Here is a 22,325-nt window from a genome sequence, read left to right on the forward strand (position 1 = left end):
GACAGGCGGGCGCAGGCCGGGCGGAAGCCTGCAAAAAATAATCAACCCTGAGCATTCAACAAGCGGATAAGGCTTCCAAAAAATAATCAGTCTTCAATAACTGGCATAAGGTCTGCAAAAAAATCCGCGTTCAGCAAGCAGCATCCATATAAAGCACCCCCCAACGCAATAACTACAACCACAAAAAATAACATATACAATAAAAAACTAGTAATTTCCGGTTATGAAATTCCTGGCTTCTCTCATCCTTATTGTTGCCCTGAGTTACCTGGGCGGTTTATTCCTCGACTGGTGGTCTGTAGCGCTGGCAGCTTTCCTGGTAGCACTGGTAATGCCGCTATCTGCCGCCAAAGGCTTCGTATACGGCTTTATCTCCGTATTCCTGCTTTGGATGGCCCTGGCCTTTTTCCAGGATGTACGGAATGATCATATACTGGCTAACCGCGTTAGCATGATATTCCTGCAAATGCGCAGCCCCATTATAATAGGCGTGATCAGCTCCGTTATCGGCGGACTGGTAGCGGGGCTGGGAGGCTTAACCGGCAGCCTGCTGCGTAAAGCATTACGTTCGCCGGTAGCAGTAGCCAAATAACTAACCATTCAAAATGCTCCGAACCTTATTCGTCTTTGCCTTGCTGTGCGTTGCCGGGTATTGCCATGCAGGCATTATCCGCGGCCATGTTACCAATGAAAGGGGAGAAGTGCTGCCCTTTGCCACCCTGTTTATAAAAGGCACCACCCAGGGCACTACCACAAACGCCGGCGGACAGTACCACCTGGAGCTGCCGGATGGCGCCTATACCATCGTATGCCAGTATATCGGTTACCGGAAAGTAGAGCAGGCAATAACGCTATCCGGCGCCCTGCAGCTCGATTTTCAGCTGCAGCCCCTCAGCCTGCAGATAAAGGAAGTGATTGTGAAAGGCGGCGGGGAAGATCCCGCCTACGCCATTATCCGGCAGGCAATCAAAAAACGTCCCTTTTACCAGCAGCAGGTGCCGGAATTTACCTGTAACGCCTACATCAAAGGCATGTTCAAGCTGCGTAATGTGCCGGAAAGGTTCTTCGGGAAAAAGGTAGACAAGCAGGATATGGGGGTAGACTCTACCGGCAAAGGCATTGTATTCCTTTCAGAGTCGCTTACCAGGCTTTCGTATAGCCGTCCGGATAAGATAAAGCTGCAGGTGCTCTCATCCCGCCAGAGCGGCGGCGGCTTTGGCTTCAGCTTCCCGGCCTATATCAACTTTTATGACAACAATGTATCGGCGGTTATTACCCAGTTCAGCCCGCGGGGATATATTTCACCAATAGCGGATAATGCCCTGGCATATTATAAATACCACCTGGAAGGCGTTTTCAGTGAAGACGGCCGCACCGTGAATAAGATACAGGTAATACCCAAACGGAAATACGAACCCCTGTTTGCCGGCTATATATTCATTACAGATGGCGACTGGCGCATTCACAGCACCGATCTTATACTAACGCGCGACTACCAGCTGGAAATAATGGATACGCTGAAAATACGGCAAACATTTGTGCCGGTAGACAGCGCCGTGTGGCGTATTAAGGACCAGCTGATCAGCATATCCCTGAAACAGTTCGGCTTTGACCTCATAGGCAACTTTGTGAATGTGTATTCCGGTTACGATATTCACCCCGGCTTTAAGCCTAAGTATTTCAACAATGTGCTCATGAAATACGATACGGCCTTTAATAAAAAGAGCATCGCCTATTGGGACAGCATACGTCCCGTACCGCTGGAAAAAGAAGAGATAAAAGACTTTCATGAAAAAGACAGCGCTGCCCAGGCCCGCCGCGACAGCGCCGTATCATTGCACCACCTGGACTCGCTGCGTAAGCACCAGCCTCCTGTAAAGCTGCAGCAGTTTTTCTGGGGCGGTGTTAAACATAGTTACTACTTCCGGCGCGATAGCTCCCTGCCGCATCATCAGCTGTCCATGCGCCCCCTGCTGACGCAGCTGGAATATAATACCGTGGAAGGGCTGGTAGTAAGCATTGAGCCAGGCCTTACGCTGGACCTGCCGAAAGACCAGTCATTAACGATTGCGCCCAATGTGCGCTATGGCTTCAGCAATACCCACCTGAATGCCTATACGCAAATTTCCTGGGCGCAGGAGTCGCACCTGAACCGGCGTTACGGCAGCAATTTATGGACGCTGGCCGGCGGTAAGCGCATCTCGCAGTTCAATAAGCAGCAGCCCATTGATCCGCTTACCAATGAGGTATATACCCTTTTGCTGAAAGAGAACTATATGAAGCTGTATGAAAACTGGTTCGGCGCCTTCTCTTTCCACCGCAGTTTTGAAAGCAATGCAGCCATAAGCATAGGGTTTTTGTATGAGGACCGCATTCCTGTGGAAAACACTACAGACTTCGTTGTTTTTAAGAACAGTAAAAAAGAATTTTTACCCAATCATCCTTATGAGCTGGCAGATGTGCCCTTTACCCGGCACCAGGCATTTATTGCCAGCCTGAATTTCAGCTTCCAGCCCGGCCAGCGGTATATTGAGCTGCCCGACCGCAAAATAGCCATTGGCGGAAAATATCCCCGGTTTGAGGTAGGATATACGAAAGGTATTCATGGCCTGGCCGGCAGCGACGTGGACTATGACAAATGGAGGGCGCAGGTATCTGACAATATGAACTTTAAGCTGTTTGGCGAGCTGCGTTACCGCCTGGCTGCCGGCGGCTTTTTGAACAGTAAATCAGTAGCCATACCTGACTACCAGCACTTTAACGGCAACCAAACTTTTTACAATATCCGTTACCTGAACAGCTTTCAGCTGGCGCCGTATTACAAATACAGCAACGTGGAAGCTTTTTATACCACACTTAACCTGGAACATCATTTTAACGGGTTGCTTACCAACAAAATTCCGTTGCTGAACCGTTTAAAATGGAACCTGGTGGCTGGCACCAATGCATTTTATGTTAACAGGGACAATAATTATGTAGAAGTATTTGCAGGGCTGGAAAATATTTTTAAGCTGATAAGGGTAGATGTAATTGCCGGCTACCAGAGTAAAGATGCGACGCGGATTGGGGTACGTGCCGGTTTCGGCGGTCTGCTGGGCGGCGCCCTGTTCAGGCGCTGATAAAGCTGATAAAAAGAAAAAAAGCAAAGCGTGTAGAACCCTTTGCTTTTTTTGCTTTTTTAGTTTTTACTCATTTTCCGTTTGCTAATGTCTTTGCTATCGTCATAAAAGAACGCCAGCACGCGATAAGCTAAAAAAGCTATAATGAAGTAAAAAATCGAAAGAAGAATTGTACTCATAAAATAACATTTTTGGGTTACACCAGTTTTGCTTGTTAAAACCCAATAACCCAAAAAGAATGCCAAAGCAGGGGGTATACATCAAGCTGGTCATTATCAAATACTTAACCGGTAAAGCATTAAGGGGATAAACCTGCCCCTCTGGCAGTTGCCTGTAGTGAAAATTACACTACTCATCCAATAGTGTGGATTTGTTTTACTAGCATCAACATGTTATCACGGTATCTCCTATATTACCAGGTAATTACTTCGCTGCAATCAATTATTCATATCACAATTATTTTCAAAGGCATTTCCGCAAAAGCGGAATTCGTAATTCGTAATTCACTAATTCCTAATTAAAAGCCTTATCTTTGCCCCGCGGAAAGCACCGGTATTTAAAGACTTTCCTATTAAATGAAATTTTGTTCACCAGGCAAGTGTCCTTAAAATTTCAACAACGCATTATGGCATTACACAACAGGGTGTCTGCCGACGAGCTGAAACGCCGTCTGGCAGCAGAAACATTTAAGAGAACGACCATCTCCTTTTATCAGTACGCAAAAATTGCTGATCCACAGGCCTTCCGTGACGAGATCTACAAGGCCCTTTCCGAAATCCAGGTTTTTGGACGCATTTACGTGGCGCATGAAGGCATTAATGCCCAGATCAATGTGCCGGAGCATAATTTTAACGCCCTCCGGGATTACCTGTACTCCATTCCCTTCCTGAACGGCATACGGTTGAACATTGCGGTAGACGACGACGGCAAATCTTTCTGGGTGCTGCGTATAAAGGTGCGGCCCAAGATAGTGGCAGATGGCATTACCGATCCATCCTTTGATATGGACCACAAAGGCCAGTACCTGGATGCAGCCGCATTTAACGAGCTTGCAACCAACCCGGACACCATTATCGTGGATATGCGCAACCATTACGAGTATGAGGTAGGCCATTTTGACGGTGCCATAGAAGTGCCCTCCGATACTTTCCGGGAGCAGCTGCCCATGGCGGTAGACATGCTGAAGGATAAAAAAGAGCAGCCCATTGTAATGTACTGCACGGGTGGCATCCGCTGCGAAAAAGCATCGGCCTACCTGCTGCATAACGGTTTTAAAAATGTGTACCACCTTGAGGGCGGCATCATTGAATATGCCAATAAGGTGCGGGAAAATGGCCTTCCCAATAAATTCAGGGGCAAGAACTTTGTGTTTGACGAAAGGCTGGGAGAGCGCATCACGGAAGATGTGATCAGCCACTGCCACCAGTGCGGCCGCCCCTGCGACACGCATACCAACTGCAAAAATGACGGTTGCCATTTGCTGTTTATCCAGTGCGAGCGGTGCGCTACGCTGTATAATGGTTGCTGCAGCGAAGAATGCCAGGCCATAGCCGGGCTGCCGGAAGATGCGCAGCAGCAAATGCGCAAAGGCATTGACAAGGGGCAGATGATCTTCAATAAATCGCGCCAGCGCCTGCGTCCCCGCCTCCGCGACCGCGATGAATAAGCACCAAACAGGTCTCATTTAAAAGGCAGCTCAGATCAAGGGCTGCCTTTTTTGTTATTTTAGGAAACACTACTGATTGTAAATAAAGCTTCCGTTTAACCGGCGCTTAACGGTAAATATTTGGCGGCACGCCTTTTTCAAAGGCATTTCCGCAAAAGCGGAACAGGCAATGCACCGCTCCGCTGCATTCAATTTGTAATTCGTAATTGAACAATTCGTAATTAAAAAAAGAATCCGCCCCGCGTTGTTTCTTCTACGGCAGGGCGGAGTAATTGAGCATGAAACCAGTTCAGGAAGATCCATCTCTCCGAGAGCTGCATTTGCATGTTCCATTCTATCAACCTATATGCGAACTAAAACCAGTCAATATTTTAAGCTAAGCGCTAACCGCTTATAAAGCATCTTTCTTTCCCTTATACGCCCCATAAAATATAATGGGGAATATCAGCAATGTTAATACGGTAGCGGTGATCAGGCCACCGATCACAATAATGGCCAGCGGCTTCTGTGTTTCAGAACCTACGCCGTGCGATACCGCCGCCGGTATTAAACCAATGGCCGCCATCATGGCTGTCATTACCACCGGCCGCACCCGCGACTCCACGCCCGAACGGATGGCCTGGTTCAGCGGCATGCCTGTTTGCAGGTTTTTGTGGAACACCGATATTAAGATCACCCCATTCTGTATACAAATGCCAAACAGCGCAATAAAACCTACGCCTGCAGAGATGCCGAAGTTGATGCCTGTTACGTGAACGGCCAGTATGCCGCCTATCAGCGCAAAGGGAACGTTCAGCAGTATCAGCCCCGCATCTTTCACGCTGCCCAGCATAATGAACAGGATCACAAAAATGGCCACTATGCTGATGGGCACCACCTGCGCCAAACGTTTGGTGGCGCGCACCTGGTTCTCGAACTCGCCTGTCCAGCCAACGCTGTAGCCTTTGGGCAGCTTAACGGCTGCGTTTACACGCTGCTGCGCATCGGCAATCGTGCTGCCCAGGTCGCGGTCGCGTACCGAGAACTTAATACCGATAAAGCGCTTGTTGCCATCCCGGTAAATAAACGCCGGACCGGTAATCGTGGTAATGGTGGCAATTTCTTTCAGCGGCACCTTGTTCCCGTTTTGCGTAGGCACCATCAGGTTTTGTATATCCTCTTCCGTTTTGCGGTAGTTGGCGTCGTACCGGATGCGTATGTCAAATTTCTTTTCGCCTTCATACAGCTGGGTAGCGGTTTTACCGCCAATGGCCATTTCAATTACAGCCTGTGCATCGGCCGTGTTGATGCCATACAGCGCCATCATGTTGTCGTGCAGGTTAATGGTCATTTCAGGCTGGCCTATGTTGCGTATAACGCCCAGGTCGCGGATGCCTTCTACATGTTTCAGCTGCTCCATTACCTGCCCCGAAAGGGCTTCCAGCTTTTCAAGATCATCACCGAATATTTTTACACCGTTGGCCGCTTTGAAACCGGCTACTGCTTCAGATACATTATCGCTGATGGGCTGCGAGAAGTTGAGGATAATGCCCGGGTATTTCTTCAGGCGTTTTTCCATCTGGCCTATCAGCTCGTCCTGCGATATGTGGCGCTTCCATTCCTTTTTAGGCGCAAGATCTACCTGGTACTGCACAAAGTAAAACCCGTTCGGATCGGTACCATCATTGGAGCGGCCCACCTGCGACAGCACCCGTTTTACTTCCGGAAAACCGCCCAGGTCCTGCCGGATGGCGTGCGCCATTTTCACGCTTTCTGTCAGCGACATGCTCATGGGCAGCTCCGTGGTTACCCATAAAGCGCCCTCATTCAGCTGCGGCAGAAACTCCGTGCCCATCCAGCGGGCAGAGAAAAAGGTGATAAGCATAAACCCCAGGGCCAGCACCATGCTCAGGCGCTTGTGGCTATAGGTCCAGTTAAAGCCTTTCATTACTACCCTGTCAAAGAAGATCACCACCGGGTTATGTTTCTCCTTTACATTCTTTTTGAGCAGGAGGGAAGTAAGCACCGGCACCAGCGTAAGCGTGAACAGCAATGCGCCCAGCAGGGCAAAGCCCAGGGTCCACGCCAGCGGCGAGAACATTTTTCCTTCCACTTTCTGGAAAGAGAAAATAGGTATGAGCGATATAATGATAATGAGCTTGGAGAAGAAGATGGCCTTGGCCAGCTCGCCGCCGGTTTGCTTGATCCAGCCCATTTTGGCCAGCTTGTTAAAGCGTTCCATCCCGTAGTGGCGCGCTTTGTGGTCCAGCATTACGAAAATGCCTTCTACCATTACCACGGCGCCGTCTATGATAATACCAAAGTCGATGGCGCCCATGGAGATCAGGTTGGCTGTCATGCCCTTTATGCGCAGGCAAAGGAAGGCAAACAGCAGCGCCAGCGGAATAATAATAGACACGGTTAGCGTAGTGCGCCAGTCGGCCATGAAAACAAACACGATCACTGTTACAAACAGGATGCCCTCTGCCAGGTTATGCAGCACCGTGTGCGTGCAAAACTCCATCAGGTTATCCCGGTCGTAAAAGGTAACCATCTTAATATCGCTGGGCAAGATAACGTCGTTCAACTCCCTGATTTTATCCTTCAGCCGGGCTAATACCTCGGTGGGGTTTTCGCCCTTGCGCATTACCACAATGCCTTCTACCAGGTCGTCTTCCTTATCCAGCCCTACCTGCCCCACGCGGGGCAGCGACGACTCCCGTACCGTGGCCACATTCTTCACCAGCAATGGTGTTCCGTTAATATTGTCTAATATGATGTTCTCTATATCTGCAATGCTGTTCAGCAGGCCAATACCACGCACCACGTAAGCCTGCCCGTTCTTCTCTATTACATCGCCGCCTACATTGATATTGCTTTTGGTTACCGCCTGGTACAGCTCCAGCGGCGTAATATCGTACTTGGCTAAACGAACCGGGTCTGCCGTTATCTCGTATATTTTATCCTGTCCGCCAAAGGCCACAATATCCGCCACACCCGGTACGCTGCGCAGCTGCCGGTCTATGATCCAGTTCTGGTAGGTAAGCAGGTCGCGCGAGTTGCGGTGATCGCTTTTCAGGTAGTAGCGGAATATTTCACCGGTGGGGCCGTAGGGAGGCTGTATCTCCGGGTCGGCGCCTTCCGGCAGCGATATGCTTTGCAGCATGTTGTTCACCTGCTGCCTGGCAAAGAAATCTTCCACATCATCTTCAAAAATGATCTTTACCACCGACAGGCCGAACATGGTTACCGAACGTACGCTGGTTTTCTTTTGCACCGCGTTCATAGCCACTTCCACGGGCAGCGTTACAAAGCGCTCCACTTCCTGCGCGCTGCGGCCGTTCCATTTGGTAACAATAATGATCTGCGTATTGGTTACATCCGGGAACGCTTCTATGGGCGTGTGCACAAAGGCCACGATGCCCGATATTACCAGCGTTAGCGTTGCAATAAAAACAAATAGTTTATTCTTGAGCGAAAAGCCTACTATGTTTTTGATGAACTTATTCATGCTATTGATTCTTTGAGCTGTCAGCCTTTAGCTTTCAGTCATCTGCCATTGCTACCGGCAGCTGACAGCCTTCTTAGTCGTTCAGCGCGTTATAGATCAGCAGCTGGTTCCGTGATATTACCTGCTCGCCGGGGTTCAGCCCTTTGCTCAGGTAGGCCAGCCCGCCGGAAGTTTTATACGGTTCCACTTCACGCACCTGTATGTTGTATTTATCTTTGAACACCAGCACGTAGCTTTTGCTACGGTCGAATATGATAGAGGAGGAGGGCACCGCTATCATTTTATCGCCTTCATTGTAATGCAGCGTAACGGTAGCAAACATGTCCGGTTTCAGCCGCAGGTCTTTGTTATCGAGCTTAATGCGCAGCTGCAGGGTTTTGGTGGCCGGGTCCAGGAAATTGTAGATCTTGTCTACCTTGCCATGGAACACGGTATCAGGGTAGCTGATGGTTACAATATCCGCTTCGTAACCTTCCTTTACGCGGGCAATATCGGTTTCAAACACATTGGCCATTACCCATACATCGTTCAGCTCCGATACGGTAAAGATGTTCTGGCTGTTATCCGAACGTATCTCCATGTTATTGTTGATGTTCTTTTCTATTACGTAGCCGGAAATAGGGGCTGTAACCAGGTAGGTAGAGCCGGAGCCGCGGCGGTATATTTTAAACAGGTCGTTCAGGCGGTTCACTTCTGCCCGGGCCTTGTCTGCTTCGCCCTGCGCGTTCACTACGTCTTTTTCCGTGCTTAGCTGGCTGCTGTACAGGTCCTGCGCTACTTTAAGCCCTTTTTCCGCCACGGCCAGGTCTGATTTGGCTTCCGCCATCTGCTTTTCATAGTCGGCAATTTCGCCGCTTTGTATCACGGCCAATATCTGTCCTTTCTGCACATAATCGCCCAGCTGCACTTTAACGTCTTTTACAAAGCCGCTCACCAGCGGGTATACTTTCAGCACCTTACCTACATCGGGCGATACCTTGCCGGACAAACGCAGCTCGCTTTGTACCGGTTTTATACCGGCAGTATCTATGTGAATGCTTTGCAGCATGGTATCGCTAAGTACAAACGTTTCTTTCTCCGTGTCCTCGGCCTGCGTTTGTTTGCAGCTGCTCCACCATACGGTTCCCAGTATCAGCAGGCCCAAACTCAAAATGCGGTTCATCTGTTCGTATTATTAATGTGTTCTTTCTTAACAATTATTGAAGTAAGAAGCAGGAGGTAAGAAGTAAGAAAACGGGTGCTGCGTTTATTCCTGCATACTACTTCATTATCTTGCTTCCTGGTTCTTACTTTTTCTTTTTTACTTTTTACTTACTTCCCCTGAACAGCTCCGTTCCGGTGGCATAATTCAGCTCCTCATAAGCTGTGATACGGTCCAGTACCAGCTTGTTGGTGTTCTTCACATTATCGCTGTAGCTGTTGAAGTAATCAATGAACTGCAGCAGTGAAATATTACCCTTGCGGAAGTTCAGCGCCACTTCGTCTATCAGCTTATCATATTCCTGTCCGAAGCGTGTAAAGTCCAGCAGGCGGTATTGCCGCTCCATCAGGTTAATTTTCTGGTAGGCCTGCTGTACTTCCGTGCCGATGATATTGTTGTTCTGCGCCAGCATTTGCTCCTGCACTTTTACCTGGCTGCCGGCGGCCCTGATATTGCCCTGGTTGCGGTTCCAGAAGGGGAGGTCTATGCCCAGGGTAAGACCTATAAAGTTAGGCGCATAGCTGCCGTTCTTATCGTAGGCGGCGCCTACATGCAGGTCCGGCACGGCCAGCGCTTTTTGCAGGCTGTAGTTCACCTGCGCCTGCTGCAGCAGCTGCTGTGCAATGCGAAGGTCGGGCCGGTTCTGCATGGCGGTGTCCAGCAGGGCAGGCAGCGTATAACCGTTTATGTTATATCGCGAAAGGCTTTCCGTATCTACCTGCGGTGCATATTGCTGGTTGCTGCCAAGCAACTGTTGTAGGTTTAGCTGGGAGCTAAGCTCCTGTTGTTTAAGATCAGTATAGTCGTTGGTAAGCCCCAGCAGCAGGGCGCGCAGCCGTATCACATCGGCGTGCGCCACGCTGCCCTTTTGATCGGCTTCCGTATACGCATCTATTATTTTCTGAAGATTGGAAAGCTGTTCCTGCAGCACCTTTTCAGTTTCCTGCAAAAAATACAGCTGGTAATAATTGCTGCGCAGCTGCAGCCGCAGGGTACGCATCAGCTCATAAAACCCGGCCTGACTGGCGGCTGCGCCCAGGGAAGCCAGCTGCACCTGTTTATTGCGTTTACCGGCCAGGGTAATCAGCTGATCCACGCTGTAAGCGGTTTCCCCGCCATTACCGCCGTAAAAAGGTTTTATTTTATCAGTAGTGCCAAATCCCCACACTGCGCTAAAGGAGGGATTGCTCCACAAGCGCGCCTGCTGCACCAGCGCCTTACCGGCATCTACCCTGTAACGCTGCGCCAGCAGCTCGTAATTCCTGCTGAGGAAAGTATCTTCCGCTTCCTGTAAAGTAATGGGCTGTGTAACCTGCGCCGTGCTTTTGAGTACAATGATGAACAGGGCTATAGTTATGATCCAGAGCTTCTTCTTCATACAAGTTCCAACTCAATTTCAGACACAAAGCTCTGAAAGCGGTATTAAAGGGGCCTTTAAGGGATATTAAAATGAACTTAAAATTCCCGGAAGCGATGTGTTTTTAATTACGAACTGGCAATTACGATCCCGCAAAACGGGACATGAATGCCCTTGGAAATTAATTGTGATATGAATAATTGAGTGCCGCGGAGCGGGTGCATTGCCTGCACCGTTTTTTGCAGGAAGCACCTTTGAAAATAAGTGGGGCATTGAGCAGCAGGAACTATAAATGATCAATTACAAACGAAAAATGTTCATTGAGATCAGGAAAATACAATGCCATGTAAACCTATTAAAATTACATCACAGATGCGGCAGCAGCACCGTAAACACGGTGCCCTTCTGCAGTACAGAGGTTACGGAAATATGGCCTTTATGCAGCTGTACGATTTTTTTACAGATAGATAGTCCCAGGCCATGGCCGCGGGTTTGCAGCGCATTCTGACCGCGGTAAAAAGGCTCGAATATTTTGTCCAGCTCAGCTGCAGGTATGCCCATGCCGTTGTCTTTTACCTGTATCTGCACATATTGGGGCTGAAAGTCGATGAACACGCGGGCCGTATTATCCTGGGAGAATTTACAGGCATTGTCTACCAGGTTCAGGAAAAGTATTTTCAGCAGGGTTTCATTGCCGTTGCAGGTAAGCTGTGTATCTGCTTCCGGCAGCTTTTCAAACTGTATATCCACCCGGCCGTTATGCTTCAGCTTTATGAGGTTGCCCATTTCCAGCAGCAGCTCGTCAATGCGCACTTCGTACAGGGAGAAACGCTGTTCGCTCAGCTCAGACTGCGCCAGCTGTAACAGGCCGTTCGTAAGGTCAGAAAGGTTTTCAGCGTCTTCCAGCACTGAGGTGAGCACGCCGGCATAATCGTCCTTGCTTCTTTCTTTTGACAGCGTTACCTGCAGCTGGCTGATAATGGAGGCCAGTGGCGTGCGCAGCTCATGGGAGGCATTGCTCACAAAGCTTTTCTGCAGGTCAAAAGAAGCGCTCAGGCGCTGCAGCATCGTGTTAAAGTTACTGCCCAGCTGCGCTATCTCATCGCGCCCGCGTACGGCAATTTTGGTGTCCTGCAGGTTGTTGGCGTTAATGGTATTCATTTGCTGCACCAGCTTGTCAATAGGCTGCACCATCTTGCGGGAAAATACATACCCTATCACCACCAGCACAACTGCCGCCACGGCCAGCTCCAGCAGCAAAATGCGCTTCAGGTTCTGCAGGTTCTGGAACCCGTATTTATCCAGCGACGATACGATCACAATGATGGATATTTTACCTTCTGTATAGTAAACGCCCACTACCTCATCGCTGCCTTTTTCGTAGTTGTAAATGCCGTTACGTTTAATATAATCCAGGCGGCTGCGCAGGGTGCGGATGGTAGTATCTTTGAGGTTGGAGTACAGCAGGTCGTAGCCGGGACTGTACACCAGGATGGTTTCTTTATACAGGTCCTGGAAGGTGGTTTTATCCAGCTTGCGCAGCAGGTCTACCTTTATCTTGTCATCTTCAATAATTACATTGGCAATGGAGCGGGCGCGGTATTCCAGGCGTTCGAGATATTCGGCCTTGCGCGACTGGGAGGAGAAGTAATAGGCAAGGCTGGCAAAGGAGATCAGCAGGATGGTGGCCGACAGCGTATAGTAGATCGCTATTTTGTATTTTATCTTCATTCTTCCGCCAGGTAATAGCCCATGCCGGTTTTGGTATGCAGCAGCTTGTTTTCAAAATCCTTGTCTATTTTTTTGCGAAGGAAGTTCATGTACACTTCTATTACATTGGTGCCGGTGTCAAAGTCAATGTCCCACACTTTTTCTGCAATCGTCAGCTTGGAGATCACCTTGCCTTTGTGCAGGGCCAGGAACTCCAGCAGCTGGTATTCCTTGGCAGTGAGCGATATTTTTTTGCCGTTGCGGGTCACCTCTTTTTTCTCGCGGTCTATTTCCAGGTCGCCGATCACTATTTTGTATAGGGTGCTTTGCTGTACGTCGGAGCCGGCGCGTTTCAGGAATACGCGGATGCGGGCCAGCAGCTCCCGGAAGTCAAAAGGTTTTACAAGATAATCATCCGCGCCCAGCTCAAAGGCCTGCATCTTGTCATCCATGCCGCCCAGGGCGGTGAGCATAATAATGGGCACGCGGTTGTTCTTGCTGCGGATTACCTCACACACCTCATAGCCGTTGCTGTGCGGCAGGTTCAGGTCCAGTATCACCAGGTCGTAGCTGTTGCTGGATGCCAGGCTTTTGCCCATACGGCCGTCATAGGCTACCTCCACTTCAAAACCATTCTCCTCCAGGCCTTTTTTAACGGCGTTGGCTACTTTAACTTCATCTTCTACCACCAGGATACGCTGCATTTTTAATTAATAATTAAGAATTAATGATTAATAATAAGCAGGCGGCGTGCATCGTTTCCACTATCGCCCTCTTTATAAAAGAATTAATAATTAAGAATTAATGATTAATAGTAAGCAGGCAGTGTGTACCGCTTCCACTATCGCCTTTTACTGTTCAGTAATAACAATCATAATCATTCTCATCCTCATCCTCATAACCCTCCCTTTCATTATTAATTATTCACTATTCATTATTAATTACCCCAATCACCCTCATCCTCCCCATAACCACCGCTCTTTTATTATTAATTATTCACTATTCATTATTAATTACCCTTCCAGCTCCATAATCTTCTCAAACACCTCCTCATACTGCTTATTGGTTTTTTCCAGGTCGCTGGTTACCTTTTTGTATTCTGCTTCTATCTGCTGGAACTTGCCTTTATCTCCATATATCTCCGGGTTACCCAGGCTGGTTTCCAGCTGCTGTTTCTTTTCGTTCAGGCGGGCCAGTTCGGCCTCCAGCTGCTGGAACTGGCGCTGGTGTTTCTGCAGCGTTTTTTGCGCTTCTTTATCAATGGGCGCGCCCTTTGCCGGGGCGGCAGGCTCGGGGGCTGCAGCCGGTTCGGGCGTATTATTGCTGCGGTTCTTGCCGCGGTCGCCCTTGGCGGGTTTGGGCGGCGCTGCCGCAGCGGCCTGTCTTTTCTTCCAGTCTTCCCATTCGGCATAGGTGCCTTTAAATTCCTTGATCTTTCCGTCTACGATCTCCCATATTTTGTTGGCGGTTTGGCTTACAAAATAACGGTCGTGCGATACCAGCACAAAGCTGCCTTCATATTTATGCAGCGCATCAATCAGCATTTGCACAGAGTTCATATCCAGGTGGTTGGTAGGCTCATCCAGCAGCAGGAAGTTGGCCTGGCTGATGATGGTTTTGGCCAGCGCCACGCGGGCTTTTTCGCCCCCGGACAAAATCCGTATCTTCTTATATACATCGTCGCCGGTGAACAGGAAGCAGCCCAGCAGGGAGCGTAGCTCCAGCTCATTACGGCCGCTGCTGGTGTTCTTCAGCTCCTCCAGTATTTCACTGTCCAGGTGCAGCGACTCCAGCTGGTGCTGCGCGTAAAATGACTGCACCACATTATGGCCGGGAATGCGTTCGCCTTCCATTGGCTCGGTGCCGGCAATAATGCGCAGCAGGGTAGATTTACCTTTACCGTTGGCGCCAATCAGGGCAATTTTATCGCCGCGGTTAATTTCAGCGCCGGTATGCTCCAGCACAGTAATATCGCCAAAACGTTTGGTTACATCTATCAGGGTGCATAATATCTTACCCGGCTGTTTATCTACGCTAAAGTTAATGCGGATGTTGGAAGGGCCGTTGTCTACCTGCTCCACGCGGTCCAGCCGTTCCAGCCTTTTCATGGCGCTTTGCGCCTGCGCCGCTTTGGTGGCTTTGGCTTTAAAGCGCTCAATAAAACGTTCCTGCTGGCGTATGTATTCCTGCTGGTTTTCGTATGCCCGTTGCTGTAACTCGCGGCGCAGGTCCTTTTCACGTTCATAATCTTCGTAGTTACCGGTATAGTGGTGCAGCTGCTGCTGGTACAGCTCTACAATCTTGTTCACCATACGGTCCAGGAAGTAACGGTCGTGCGATACAATGATCACTGCGCCGTTATATCCCTGCAGGTATCTTTCCAGCCATTCAATAGAGGGAAGGTCCAGGTGGTTGGTAGGTTCGTCCAGCATCAGCACATCGGGCTGCTGCAGTATCAGCTTGGCCAGCAGCACGCGCATGCGCCATCCTCCTGAAAACTCGTTATAGGGGCGGTCCAGGTCTGCTGTGCTGAATCCCAGGCCTTCCAATACCTGGGCGGTGCGGTGCCGCATATTATAGCCGTCCAGCGCCTCAAACTCGTGCAGCTTGTCGGCAAATTCATGCAACAGGGCTTCGGTTTGGTTGGTTTCCAGCTCGTGGGTAATGCGTTCTATATCCTTTTCCAGCGCCAGGGCTTTTTCAAAGGCTGTCATGCCTACAGAAAGGATGGAATCATCTGTTTCAAAGCTGAGCAGGTCCTGGTTAAAGAACCCGATAGTGAGGTTACGGATCTTGTTCACACTGCCTTTGGAAACAGAGTATTCGCCGTTGATAATTCTTAAAAGGGTGGATTTACCGGTACCGTTCAGGCCAATGAGCCCCACCCGGTCGCCGGGTACAATATGCCAGGAGGCATCTTCTACAATCGTACGTGCTCCAAATTCAAAGGTTACATCCTGTAGCGCAATCAGCATAACAGCGGTTCTATATAAATGTTAAATAAAGCACACAAAGGTAGTAATTGTAGATGATAGTAGGCTGTGCGGGGCACATTCCGCGCACAGGCGCGTTTACCTGCTGTTATTTTAGTGTTAGCTGCCAGGTTCTGCAGCTAAAAGCTACCGGTCAGCTACAAACAACTATCAGTTTTTTGTTATATCTTTGTGCGGCACGATGTATGTGAGAGCGGAATGTTATAATGTCACCTATGAAAACCTGCTTTGGGTCAGTAATCTGTCTTTTATTGTCATGGAGCCATTGCAATAATCATCAGCTATTAATGTCCGCAGGTAACAAGCGTTGGAAAAACCGGTACTAAAACCATATCAAAACGAATGGAAGTGCTATGAGCGCGTCTACTCCATATCTTTATCGCTTATTGCGGCATGTGATACTGCCGGTTCTTTTTATTTTCCCTTTTACAGCTGGTTTTGCACAACAGCAGTTTACCATCAGCGGCTATGTGCGCGACAGCACCAACGGCGAATCCCTTACCGGCGCTACAGTGCGCGTGAAAGGCAGCCCTGAAGGCATACAGGCCAATACCTACGGTTACTATGCTATCAGCCTGCCACCAGGACAGTACACCCTGGAATGCACTTTTATAGGCTACGGCGAAAAAGAGCAGGTGGTGCAGCTGGATGATAATATGCAGCTGAACTTTTCAATAGTGCCGCGCGTATACCAGGCAAAAGAAGTGGTGGTAACCGGCGAGCGCGGAAACCAGCAGGTAACCAGTACCGAAATGGGCCGCGTGGAAATGGCCACCTCCGATGCTAAAAAGCTGCCTTCGTTCCTGGGTGAGGTAGATGTGCTTAAAAGCATGCAGCTTGTTCCCGGCGTGCAGGCGGCAGGAGAGGGCAACGCCGGCTTATATGTGCGCGGCGGAGGGCCCGACCAGAACCTGATATTGCTGGATGAGGCCCCGGTGTATAACACCGGCCACCTGTTCGGCTTTTTCTCTATTTTTAATGCAGATGCCATCCGCAGCACCACGCTCATTAAAGGAGGTATGCCCGCCAGCTATGGCGGCCGCCTGTCGGCTGTGGTAGATGTGAACATGAAAGACGGCAACAACCAGCGGCTGCAGGGCGAAGGCGGCATCGGGCTGATAGCCTCCCGCTTGTCGCTGCAGGGACCATTGAAAAAAGGCAAGTCGTCGTTCATTATTTCAGGCCGCCGCACATATATCGACTGGATAACGAAACCCTTTGTGAAGAAGGACAGCGATTTTAGCGGCTCCGGGTATTATTTCTATGATCTGAACATGAAGGCGAACTACATTTTTTCCGACAAGGACCGCGTGTATTTAAGCGGCTACTTCGGGCGCGATGTATTTACCTTCCGCAGCGGCACCCGTACATTCGACGCCAGCATTCCCTGGGGTAACACCACCGCTACGCTGCGCTGGAACCACGTGTTCAGCAGCAAGCTGTTTTCCAATACATCGCTGATCTACAACGATTATAAGTTCAGCTTTACCGGTGTGCAGAACAACTTTGACATTCATTTGTCGTCCGGCATCAGCGACGCCAACGGCAAGCTGGATTTCGACTACTTTGCCAGCCAGCGGCACCACATCAAATTCGGCGGCAACTATATCTATCACCGGTTTACGCCGTACTCCGTGTCCGGCCGGCAGGATAGCACTGCTTTTAACCCGGACAATGCTTTCCGTAAATATGCCCATGAAGCCGCCCTGTACATACAGGATGAATGGGAAATATCACACCGGCTGAAGCTGAATGCCGGGCTGCGTTACAGCGGTTTTATGCAGGTAGGGCCCTATACCCGGTATGTTACCGGCAATAACGGCGTAAAGCTGGATAGCACCGTGTATCAAAGCCTGCAGCAGGTACGCGCCTATGGCGGGCTGGAACCCCGGGTTATTGTAAGGTATGCCTGGAACGACCGGAACTCCGTTAAAGCCTCCGCCACCCGCAATTACCAGTTCATACACCTGGTTACCAATGCAGGCACCACGCTGCCTACTGATCTTTGGGTGCCCAGCACCTACAAGGTAAGGCCGCAGATCTCCTGGCAGTACACTATGGGCTATTACCGCAACTTTAACAACAATAGCTGGGAAACCTCTGTAGAAGTGTACTACAAGGATATGCAGCACCAGATAGAGTACCGCCAGGGCTACACGCCTTCCCTCACTGATCCGGAAAACGATTTTGTATTTGGCAAGGGATGGGCTTATGGGGCAGAGTTCTTTATCAACAAAACAAAAGGCCGCTTTACGGGCTGGATAGGGTATACCCTGGCCTGGACCTGGCGCCAGTTCCCGGACCTGAACCAGGGTAAAAAGTTCCCGGCCAAGTACGACCGCCGTCATGACCTGGTGCTGGTAGGCAATTACCAGCTCACGCCCAAATGGAACCTGTCTACCGTGTTTATTTACGGCTCCGGCAATACCACCACCTTGCCGTCGCAGTTTTATATGATAGAAGGATCGCTGGTGCAGGAGTATGGCAATATTAACGGGTATCGCATGGCGCCTTACCACCGGCTGGACCTTTCCGCCGTTTACACGCCTAACCCCAAGGGTAACCGGCGTTTCAGGAGCAGCTGGGCATTCTCCATCTATAATGTGTACAGCCGGCAGAACCCTTACTTCCTGTATTTTGACCAAACCGGGGCGGTGCTGGGCAACAGCCTTACCCTTCGCGCAAGGCAGGTATCGTTATTTCCCATATTGCCGTCGGTTACCTGGAATTTTAAGTTTTGAGATGGCTTTCAGCCGTTGGTTATTAGCCTTTCACCATCTGCCATTATTATCAACACATAGTAAACGCATAGTAATAGTAATGGGATGGCTTGTTGGCGTGCGCCGGTCTGCAAACCGGTATCCGGCTTAACAGCCATGGGCTAAAAGCAAGCAGCTAACAGCTAACAACCAAAATGCCAAAAATTCCGCGCTGCAATGTCAACGCACCCCTGCACCTTACTTTTAATGCATCGCGCTGCTGTAGCACACTGTCCCAAAGTTCCGGATAACGGCCCTTTGCCCGGCGTGATGCGACAGGTAACGTATAATGGTTACGCCAAAGCCGCTACGCCTGATGCCGCATTATAGCGATCCAAACAGGCGGGTGCAGGCCGGAGCCGGAGCTTTGGACAGAAGCGCCAAAATAAAGGCAAAAGCACCAGCAGCCAGCTACCCAACTTTTCAGCCGACTGCTAAAAGCCAATAGCCTAATTATTAAATTGCTTATCTTCGCAGGCATTTCATTTATTGTAAAATTAAAGGCTAACAGCTGGGAGCTAAGCGCTTAAAACATTATGATCAATATTACTTTTCCCGATGGCGCAGTCCGTCAGTATGAACCGGGAGTAACTGCATTAGACATTGCCAAGTCCATCAGCGAAGGACTGGCGCGTAAAGTATTATCAGCAAAAGTGAACGGACAGGTGATAGACGCCACCCGTCCCATTACCACGGATGCAACCCTGCAATTACTCACCTGGACAGATACCGATGGTAAAGCAACCATGTGGCACTCTTCCGCCCACCTGATGGCGGAGGCCCTGGAAGCCCTGTACCCCGGCGTAAAGTTGGGCATTGGCCCTGCCATTGAAAATGGCTTTTATTATGATATTGACCTGGGCGGCCGCGCTATCACCGATGAAGATCTGAAGAAGATTGAGGCAAAAATGGCGGAGCTGGCCAGGCAGAATAATGTATATGTACGCAAGGACGTAAGCAAGCCCGAAGCCCTGCAGTACTTTACCCAAAAGGGCGATGAGTACAAGCTGGAGCTGATCAACGACCTGCAGGACGGCACCATTACCTTTTATACCCAGGGCGGCTTTACAGACCTGTGCCGCGGCCCGCATATACCGCACACCGGTTTTATAAAAGCCATTAAGCTTACCAATATTGCCGGCGCCTACTGGCGCGGGAACGAGAAAAACAAAATGCTCACCCGCATTTACGGCATTACCTTTCCCAGCCAGAAAGAGCTGGACGAGTACCTGACCCTTGTTGAAGAAGCTAAAAAGCGCGACCACCGCAAGCTGGGTAAGGAGCTGGAGCTGTTTACCTTTTCTGAAAGGGTGGGACTTGGCCTGCCGTTATGGCTGCCCAAAGGCGCCCAGCTGCGTGAAAGGCTGCAGAACTTCCTGCAGAAAGCCCAGGTGGAAAGCGGTTACCTGCCGGTAATAACGCCCCACATCGGCAACAAGAACCTGTACATTACTTCCGGCCACTATGAAAAATACGGGAAAGACAGCTTTCAGCCCATTCATACGCCGGAAGAAGGAGAGGAGTTTTTCCTGAAACCCATGAACTGCCCGCATCACTGCGAGATCTATAAAGCATCGCCCAAGTCGTATAAAGACCTCCCGGTGCGCCTGGCCGAATTTGGCACCGTGTACCGCTATGAGCAGCACGGCGAGCTGCACGGCCTTACGCGTGTGCGCGGCTTTACCCAGGACGATGCCCACCTGTTCTGCCGCCCCGACCAGGTAAAGGACGAGTTTATAAAGGTGATAGACCTGGTGCTGTATGTATTCCGCAGCCTGAACTTTACAGATTATACCGCGCAAATATCCCTGCGGGATAAGGAAGACCGCAGCAAGTACATAGGCACCGAAGAGAACTGGAACCTGGCAGAGCAGGCCATTATTGAATCGGCCACAGAAAAAGGGCTTAATACGGTGGTAGAGTATGGCGAAGCCGCGTTTTACGGCCCCAAGCTTGACTTTATGGTGAAAGATGCCCTGGGCCGCAAATGGCAGCTGGGCACCATCCAGGTTGACTATAACCTGCCGGAGCGCTTTGATTTGGAATATATTGGGGCCGATAACCAGAAGCACCGCCCGGTAATGATACACCGTGCGCCTTTTGGCTCGCTGGAAAGGTTTGTGGCCGTGCTGATAGAGCACTGCGCCGGCAAATTCCCCCTGTGGTTAACGCCCACCCAGGTAAAAGTGCTGCCTATTAGCGATAAAAGCCTGATATATGCAGAAAAAGTAGTTGAATTGTTAAAAATTGCTGAAATTCGTGCAGAGATAGACGACCGCAACGAAAAAATAGGTAAGAAGATCCGGGAAGCGGAGCTGGCCAAGATACCCTATATGCTGGTACTGGGCGAAAAGGAGGCCACAGACGAAAAAGTAGCGGTAAGAAGGCAGGCAAAAGGCGACCTTGGAACTATGAGCTTGGAGCAGTTTATAGGCCTTGTGAATGATGAAGTGGTAAACAGGAAACCTTTTGAATAATTTTCAAATCCAGGTATAATAATTGCTAGTTATTTAGCCTTAAATTTGTAACACTTTGTTAAATGAGCCGGTAAAAAAATGAAACCGCCGGTAACATCGGACAATTATTAATTAATTTTATTCTTTTTAATGCAATCACCCAGACCAAATTTTAACCGCGGGAGAAACCCGAACTTTCGCAGGGAACAACAGCAAGAACATCGTACCAACAGAATGATACGTGTGCCGGAAGTGAGATTAGTAGGAGATAACGTGGAGGTTGGCGTCTACAGAACAGACGAAGCCTTGCATATGGCCGAGCAACAGGGACTGGATCTGGTAGAAATTTCCCCAAATGCTACTCCCCCCGTATGTCGCATCATTGACTATAATAAATTCCTGTACGAGAAGAAGAAGAAGGAAAAGGAGATGAAAGCCAAGGCGCATAAAAGCGAAGTGAAAGAAATTCGCTTTACGCCTAATACGGACGATCATGACTTTGACTTCAAGGCCAAACATGCGGAGAAATTCCTTAAAGACGGCAATAAGGTGAAAACCTATGTACAGTTCAAGGGCCGCGCCATTATGTTCAAAGAGCGCGGGGAGCTGATACTGCTGAAATTCGCCGAACGCCTGGCCGAAGTAGGCGCGCTGGAAGGCATGCCCACGATGGAAGGTAAGCGTATGATCGCCATTTTTGCACCCAAAGCAGCCAAGAAGAAAGAAGGCGGCGGCAAGGATGGTAAAGAAGGCAAAGAAGGCAGGGAGCCGCGTGAGCCCAGGGAAAACCGGGAACAGCCACCAGCCAGCCGGCCGGTGGAAAGCAAACCACAGGAAAACAGCTAACAGGTTTATCCTCATATAGTTAAAAGGCTGCTCAACCAGGTTGAGCGGCCTTTTTTTATTCAATATCCCGCGAGGTTATCCCCATTTCATTATCCCCAATACATGTGTATAAATAATATAAATTAAATATTTATATTATTATAAATAAATATTATATTTGTGCCTGTCATGTAATAGCGGGTAGGGCCTTGACCTGGATGACATATGAAAAACAGACTTATCCTATGAAACATTAAGACCAAAATCAGGGACAGGGATGACTTGCGACCACATCGACCCCTTAGAAGTATTAAGTTACTAACTATTAAAATTTCCTGGTATGAAGTTAAATCTAAGAGCCGTTAATGCACTATTCAGTGTATGTATCATTGCCACGTTACTTTCTGCCTGTAAAGGAGAATCCAACGAAGAGTATTTTAAAACCAGCTTTTATCAGAATGAAGATAAGCTGAAGCGGCTGAATCACATGATTGATTCGCTGATAGTGCCTCAACTTGACCATACAGAATACACCCGGTATATAGTAGTGGACTGCGAAAAGGATGGCGCAGGCGTGCATGCCAACAAAGTTTGCAACCCTGCCATTACAGACCTGATGCGTGAGCTGAAAGTAACTTCCGTGAACCTGGAAAAAGGTCCGTGCGACGCTACCGACAAGTACAGCCTGTACATTTACAAGCTGAACGCCGAGAATGAAGACATTAACCACTATTACTATTATCACGATT

Annotated in this window: 13 protein-coding genes; 7 read left to right on the top strand and 6 right to left on the bottom strand. The window is 49.5% G+C overall.

Annotated elements, in window-relative coordinates:
* Positions 1–223 precede the first annotated feature (223 nt).
* The 3 genes from VFS25_RS18335 to VFS25_RS18345 all read left to right on the top strand — a co-directional run bounded on the left by VFS25_RS18335 (position 224) and on the right by VFS25_RS18345 (position 4,785).
* On the top strand, positions 224–592 hold the full coding sequence (locus VFS25_RS18335) for a hypothetical protein (protein WP_326463622.1): 369 nt from the start codon (positions 224–226) through the stop codon (positions 590–592).
* A gap of 13 nt (positions 593–605) precedes the next feature.
* Complete coding sequence (locus VFS25_RS18340) at positions 606–3,119, top strand: DUF5686 and carboxypeptidase regulatory-like domain-containing protein (RefSeq protein WP_326463623.1); 2,514 nt, start codon at positions 606–608, stop codon at positions 3,117–3,119.
* A gap of 625 nt (positions 3,120–3,744) precedes the next feature.
* Positions 3,745–4,785, top strand: a complete 1,041-nt coding sequence (locus VFS25_RS18345; RefSeq protein ID WP_326463624.1) for a rhodanese-related sulfurtransferase — start codon at positions 3,745–3,747, stop codon at positions 4,783–4,785.
* Between the two features lie 391 nt (positions 4,786–5,176).
* Here the strand turns inward: VFS25_RS18345 and VFS25_RS18350 are convergent, their stop codons facing one another.
* From VFS25_RS18350 to VFS25_RS18375, 6 genes are all read right to left on the bottom strand, one after another.
* A complete protein-coding gene (locus VFS25_RS18350; RefSeq protein ID WP_326463625.1) occupies positions 5,177–8,275 on the bottom strand; it encodes a CusA/CzcA family heavy metal efflux RND transporter in 3,099 nt (1,032 codons plus the stop codon).
* A 73-nt stretch (positions 8,276–8,348) separates the two neighbouring features.
* A complete protein-coding gene (locus tag VFS25_RS18355; protein ID WP_326463626.1) occupies positions 8,349–9,437 on the bottom strand; it encodes an efflux RND transporter periplasmic adaptor subunit in 1,089 nt (362 codons plus the stop codon).
* 145 nt (positions 9,438–9,582) lie between these two features.
* On the bottom strand, positions 9,583–10,854 hold the full coding sequence (locus VFS25_RS18360; protein WP_326463627.1) for a TolC family protein: 1,272 nt from the start codon (positions 10,852–10,854) through the stop codon (positions 9,583–9,585).
* A gap of 345 nt (positions 10,855–11,199) precedes the next feature.
* Complete coding sequence (locus VFS25_RS18365; protein WP_326463628.1) at positions 11,200–12,564, bottom strand: HAMP domain-containing sensor histidine kinase; 1,365 nt, start codon at positions 12,562–12,564, stop codon at positions 11,200–11,202.
* Positions 12,561–13,247 carry a response regulator transcription factor gene (locus tag VFS25_RS18370; RefSeq protein WP_326463629.1) on the bottom strand — a complete coding sequence of 229 codons (687 nt, stop codon included), beginning with the start codon at positions 13,245–13,247 and terminating at the stop codon, positions 12,561–12,563. The genes VFS25_RS18365 and VFS25_RS18370 overlap by 4 nt, the downstream gene beginning before the upstream one ends.
* Before the next feature lie 309 nt (positions 13,248–13,556).
* Entirely contained in the window at positions 13,557–15,518 is a 1,962-nt protein-coding gene (locus VFS25_RS18375; RefSeq protein WP_326463630.1) for an ABC-F family ATP-binding cassette domain-containing protein, read from the bottom strand.
* Between the two features lie 371 nt (positions 15,519–15,889).
* On the opposite strand from VFS25_RS18375, the gene VFS25_RS18380 reads away from it, so the two are divergent.
* The 4 genes from VFS25_RS18380 to VFS25_RS18395 all read left to right on the top strand — a co-directional run.
* Positions 15,890–18,277 carry a TonB-dependent receptor gene (locus VFS25_RS18380; protein WP_326463631.1) on the top strand — a complete coding sequence of 796 codons (2,388 nt, stop codon included), beginning with the start codon at positions 15,890–15,892 and terminating at the stop codon, positions 18,275–18,277.
* A gap of 554 nt (positions 18,278–18,831) precedes the next feature.
* Positions 18,832–20,772: a threonine--tRNA ligase gene (gene thrS / locus VFS25_RS18385; RefSeq protein WP_326463632.1), complete on the top strand. Its 1,941-nt coding sequence runs from the start codon at positions 18,832–18,834 to the stop codon at positions 20,770–20,772.
* 129 nt (positions 20,773–20,901) lie between these two features.
* A complete protein-coding gene (gene infC, locus VFS25_RS18390; protein WP_326463633.1) occupies positions 20,902–21,597 on the top strand; it encodes a translation initiation factor IF-3 in 696 nt (231 codons plus the stop codon).
* Between the two features lie 319 nt (positions 21,598–21,916).
* Positions 21,917–22,325: hypothetical protein (locus tag VFS25_RS18395; RefSeq protein ID WP_326463634.1), on the top strand; the 409-nt coding region annotated here is incomplete at its 3' end.

The organism is Chitinophaga sp. (assembly GCF_035761305.1).
Lineage (GTDB): Bacteria > Bacteroidota > Bacteroidia > Chitinophagales > Chitinophagaceae > Chitinophaga.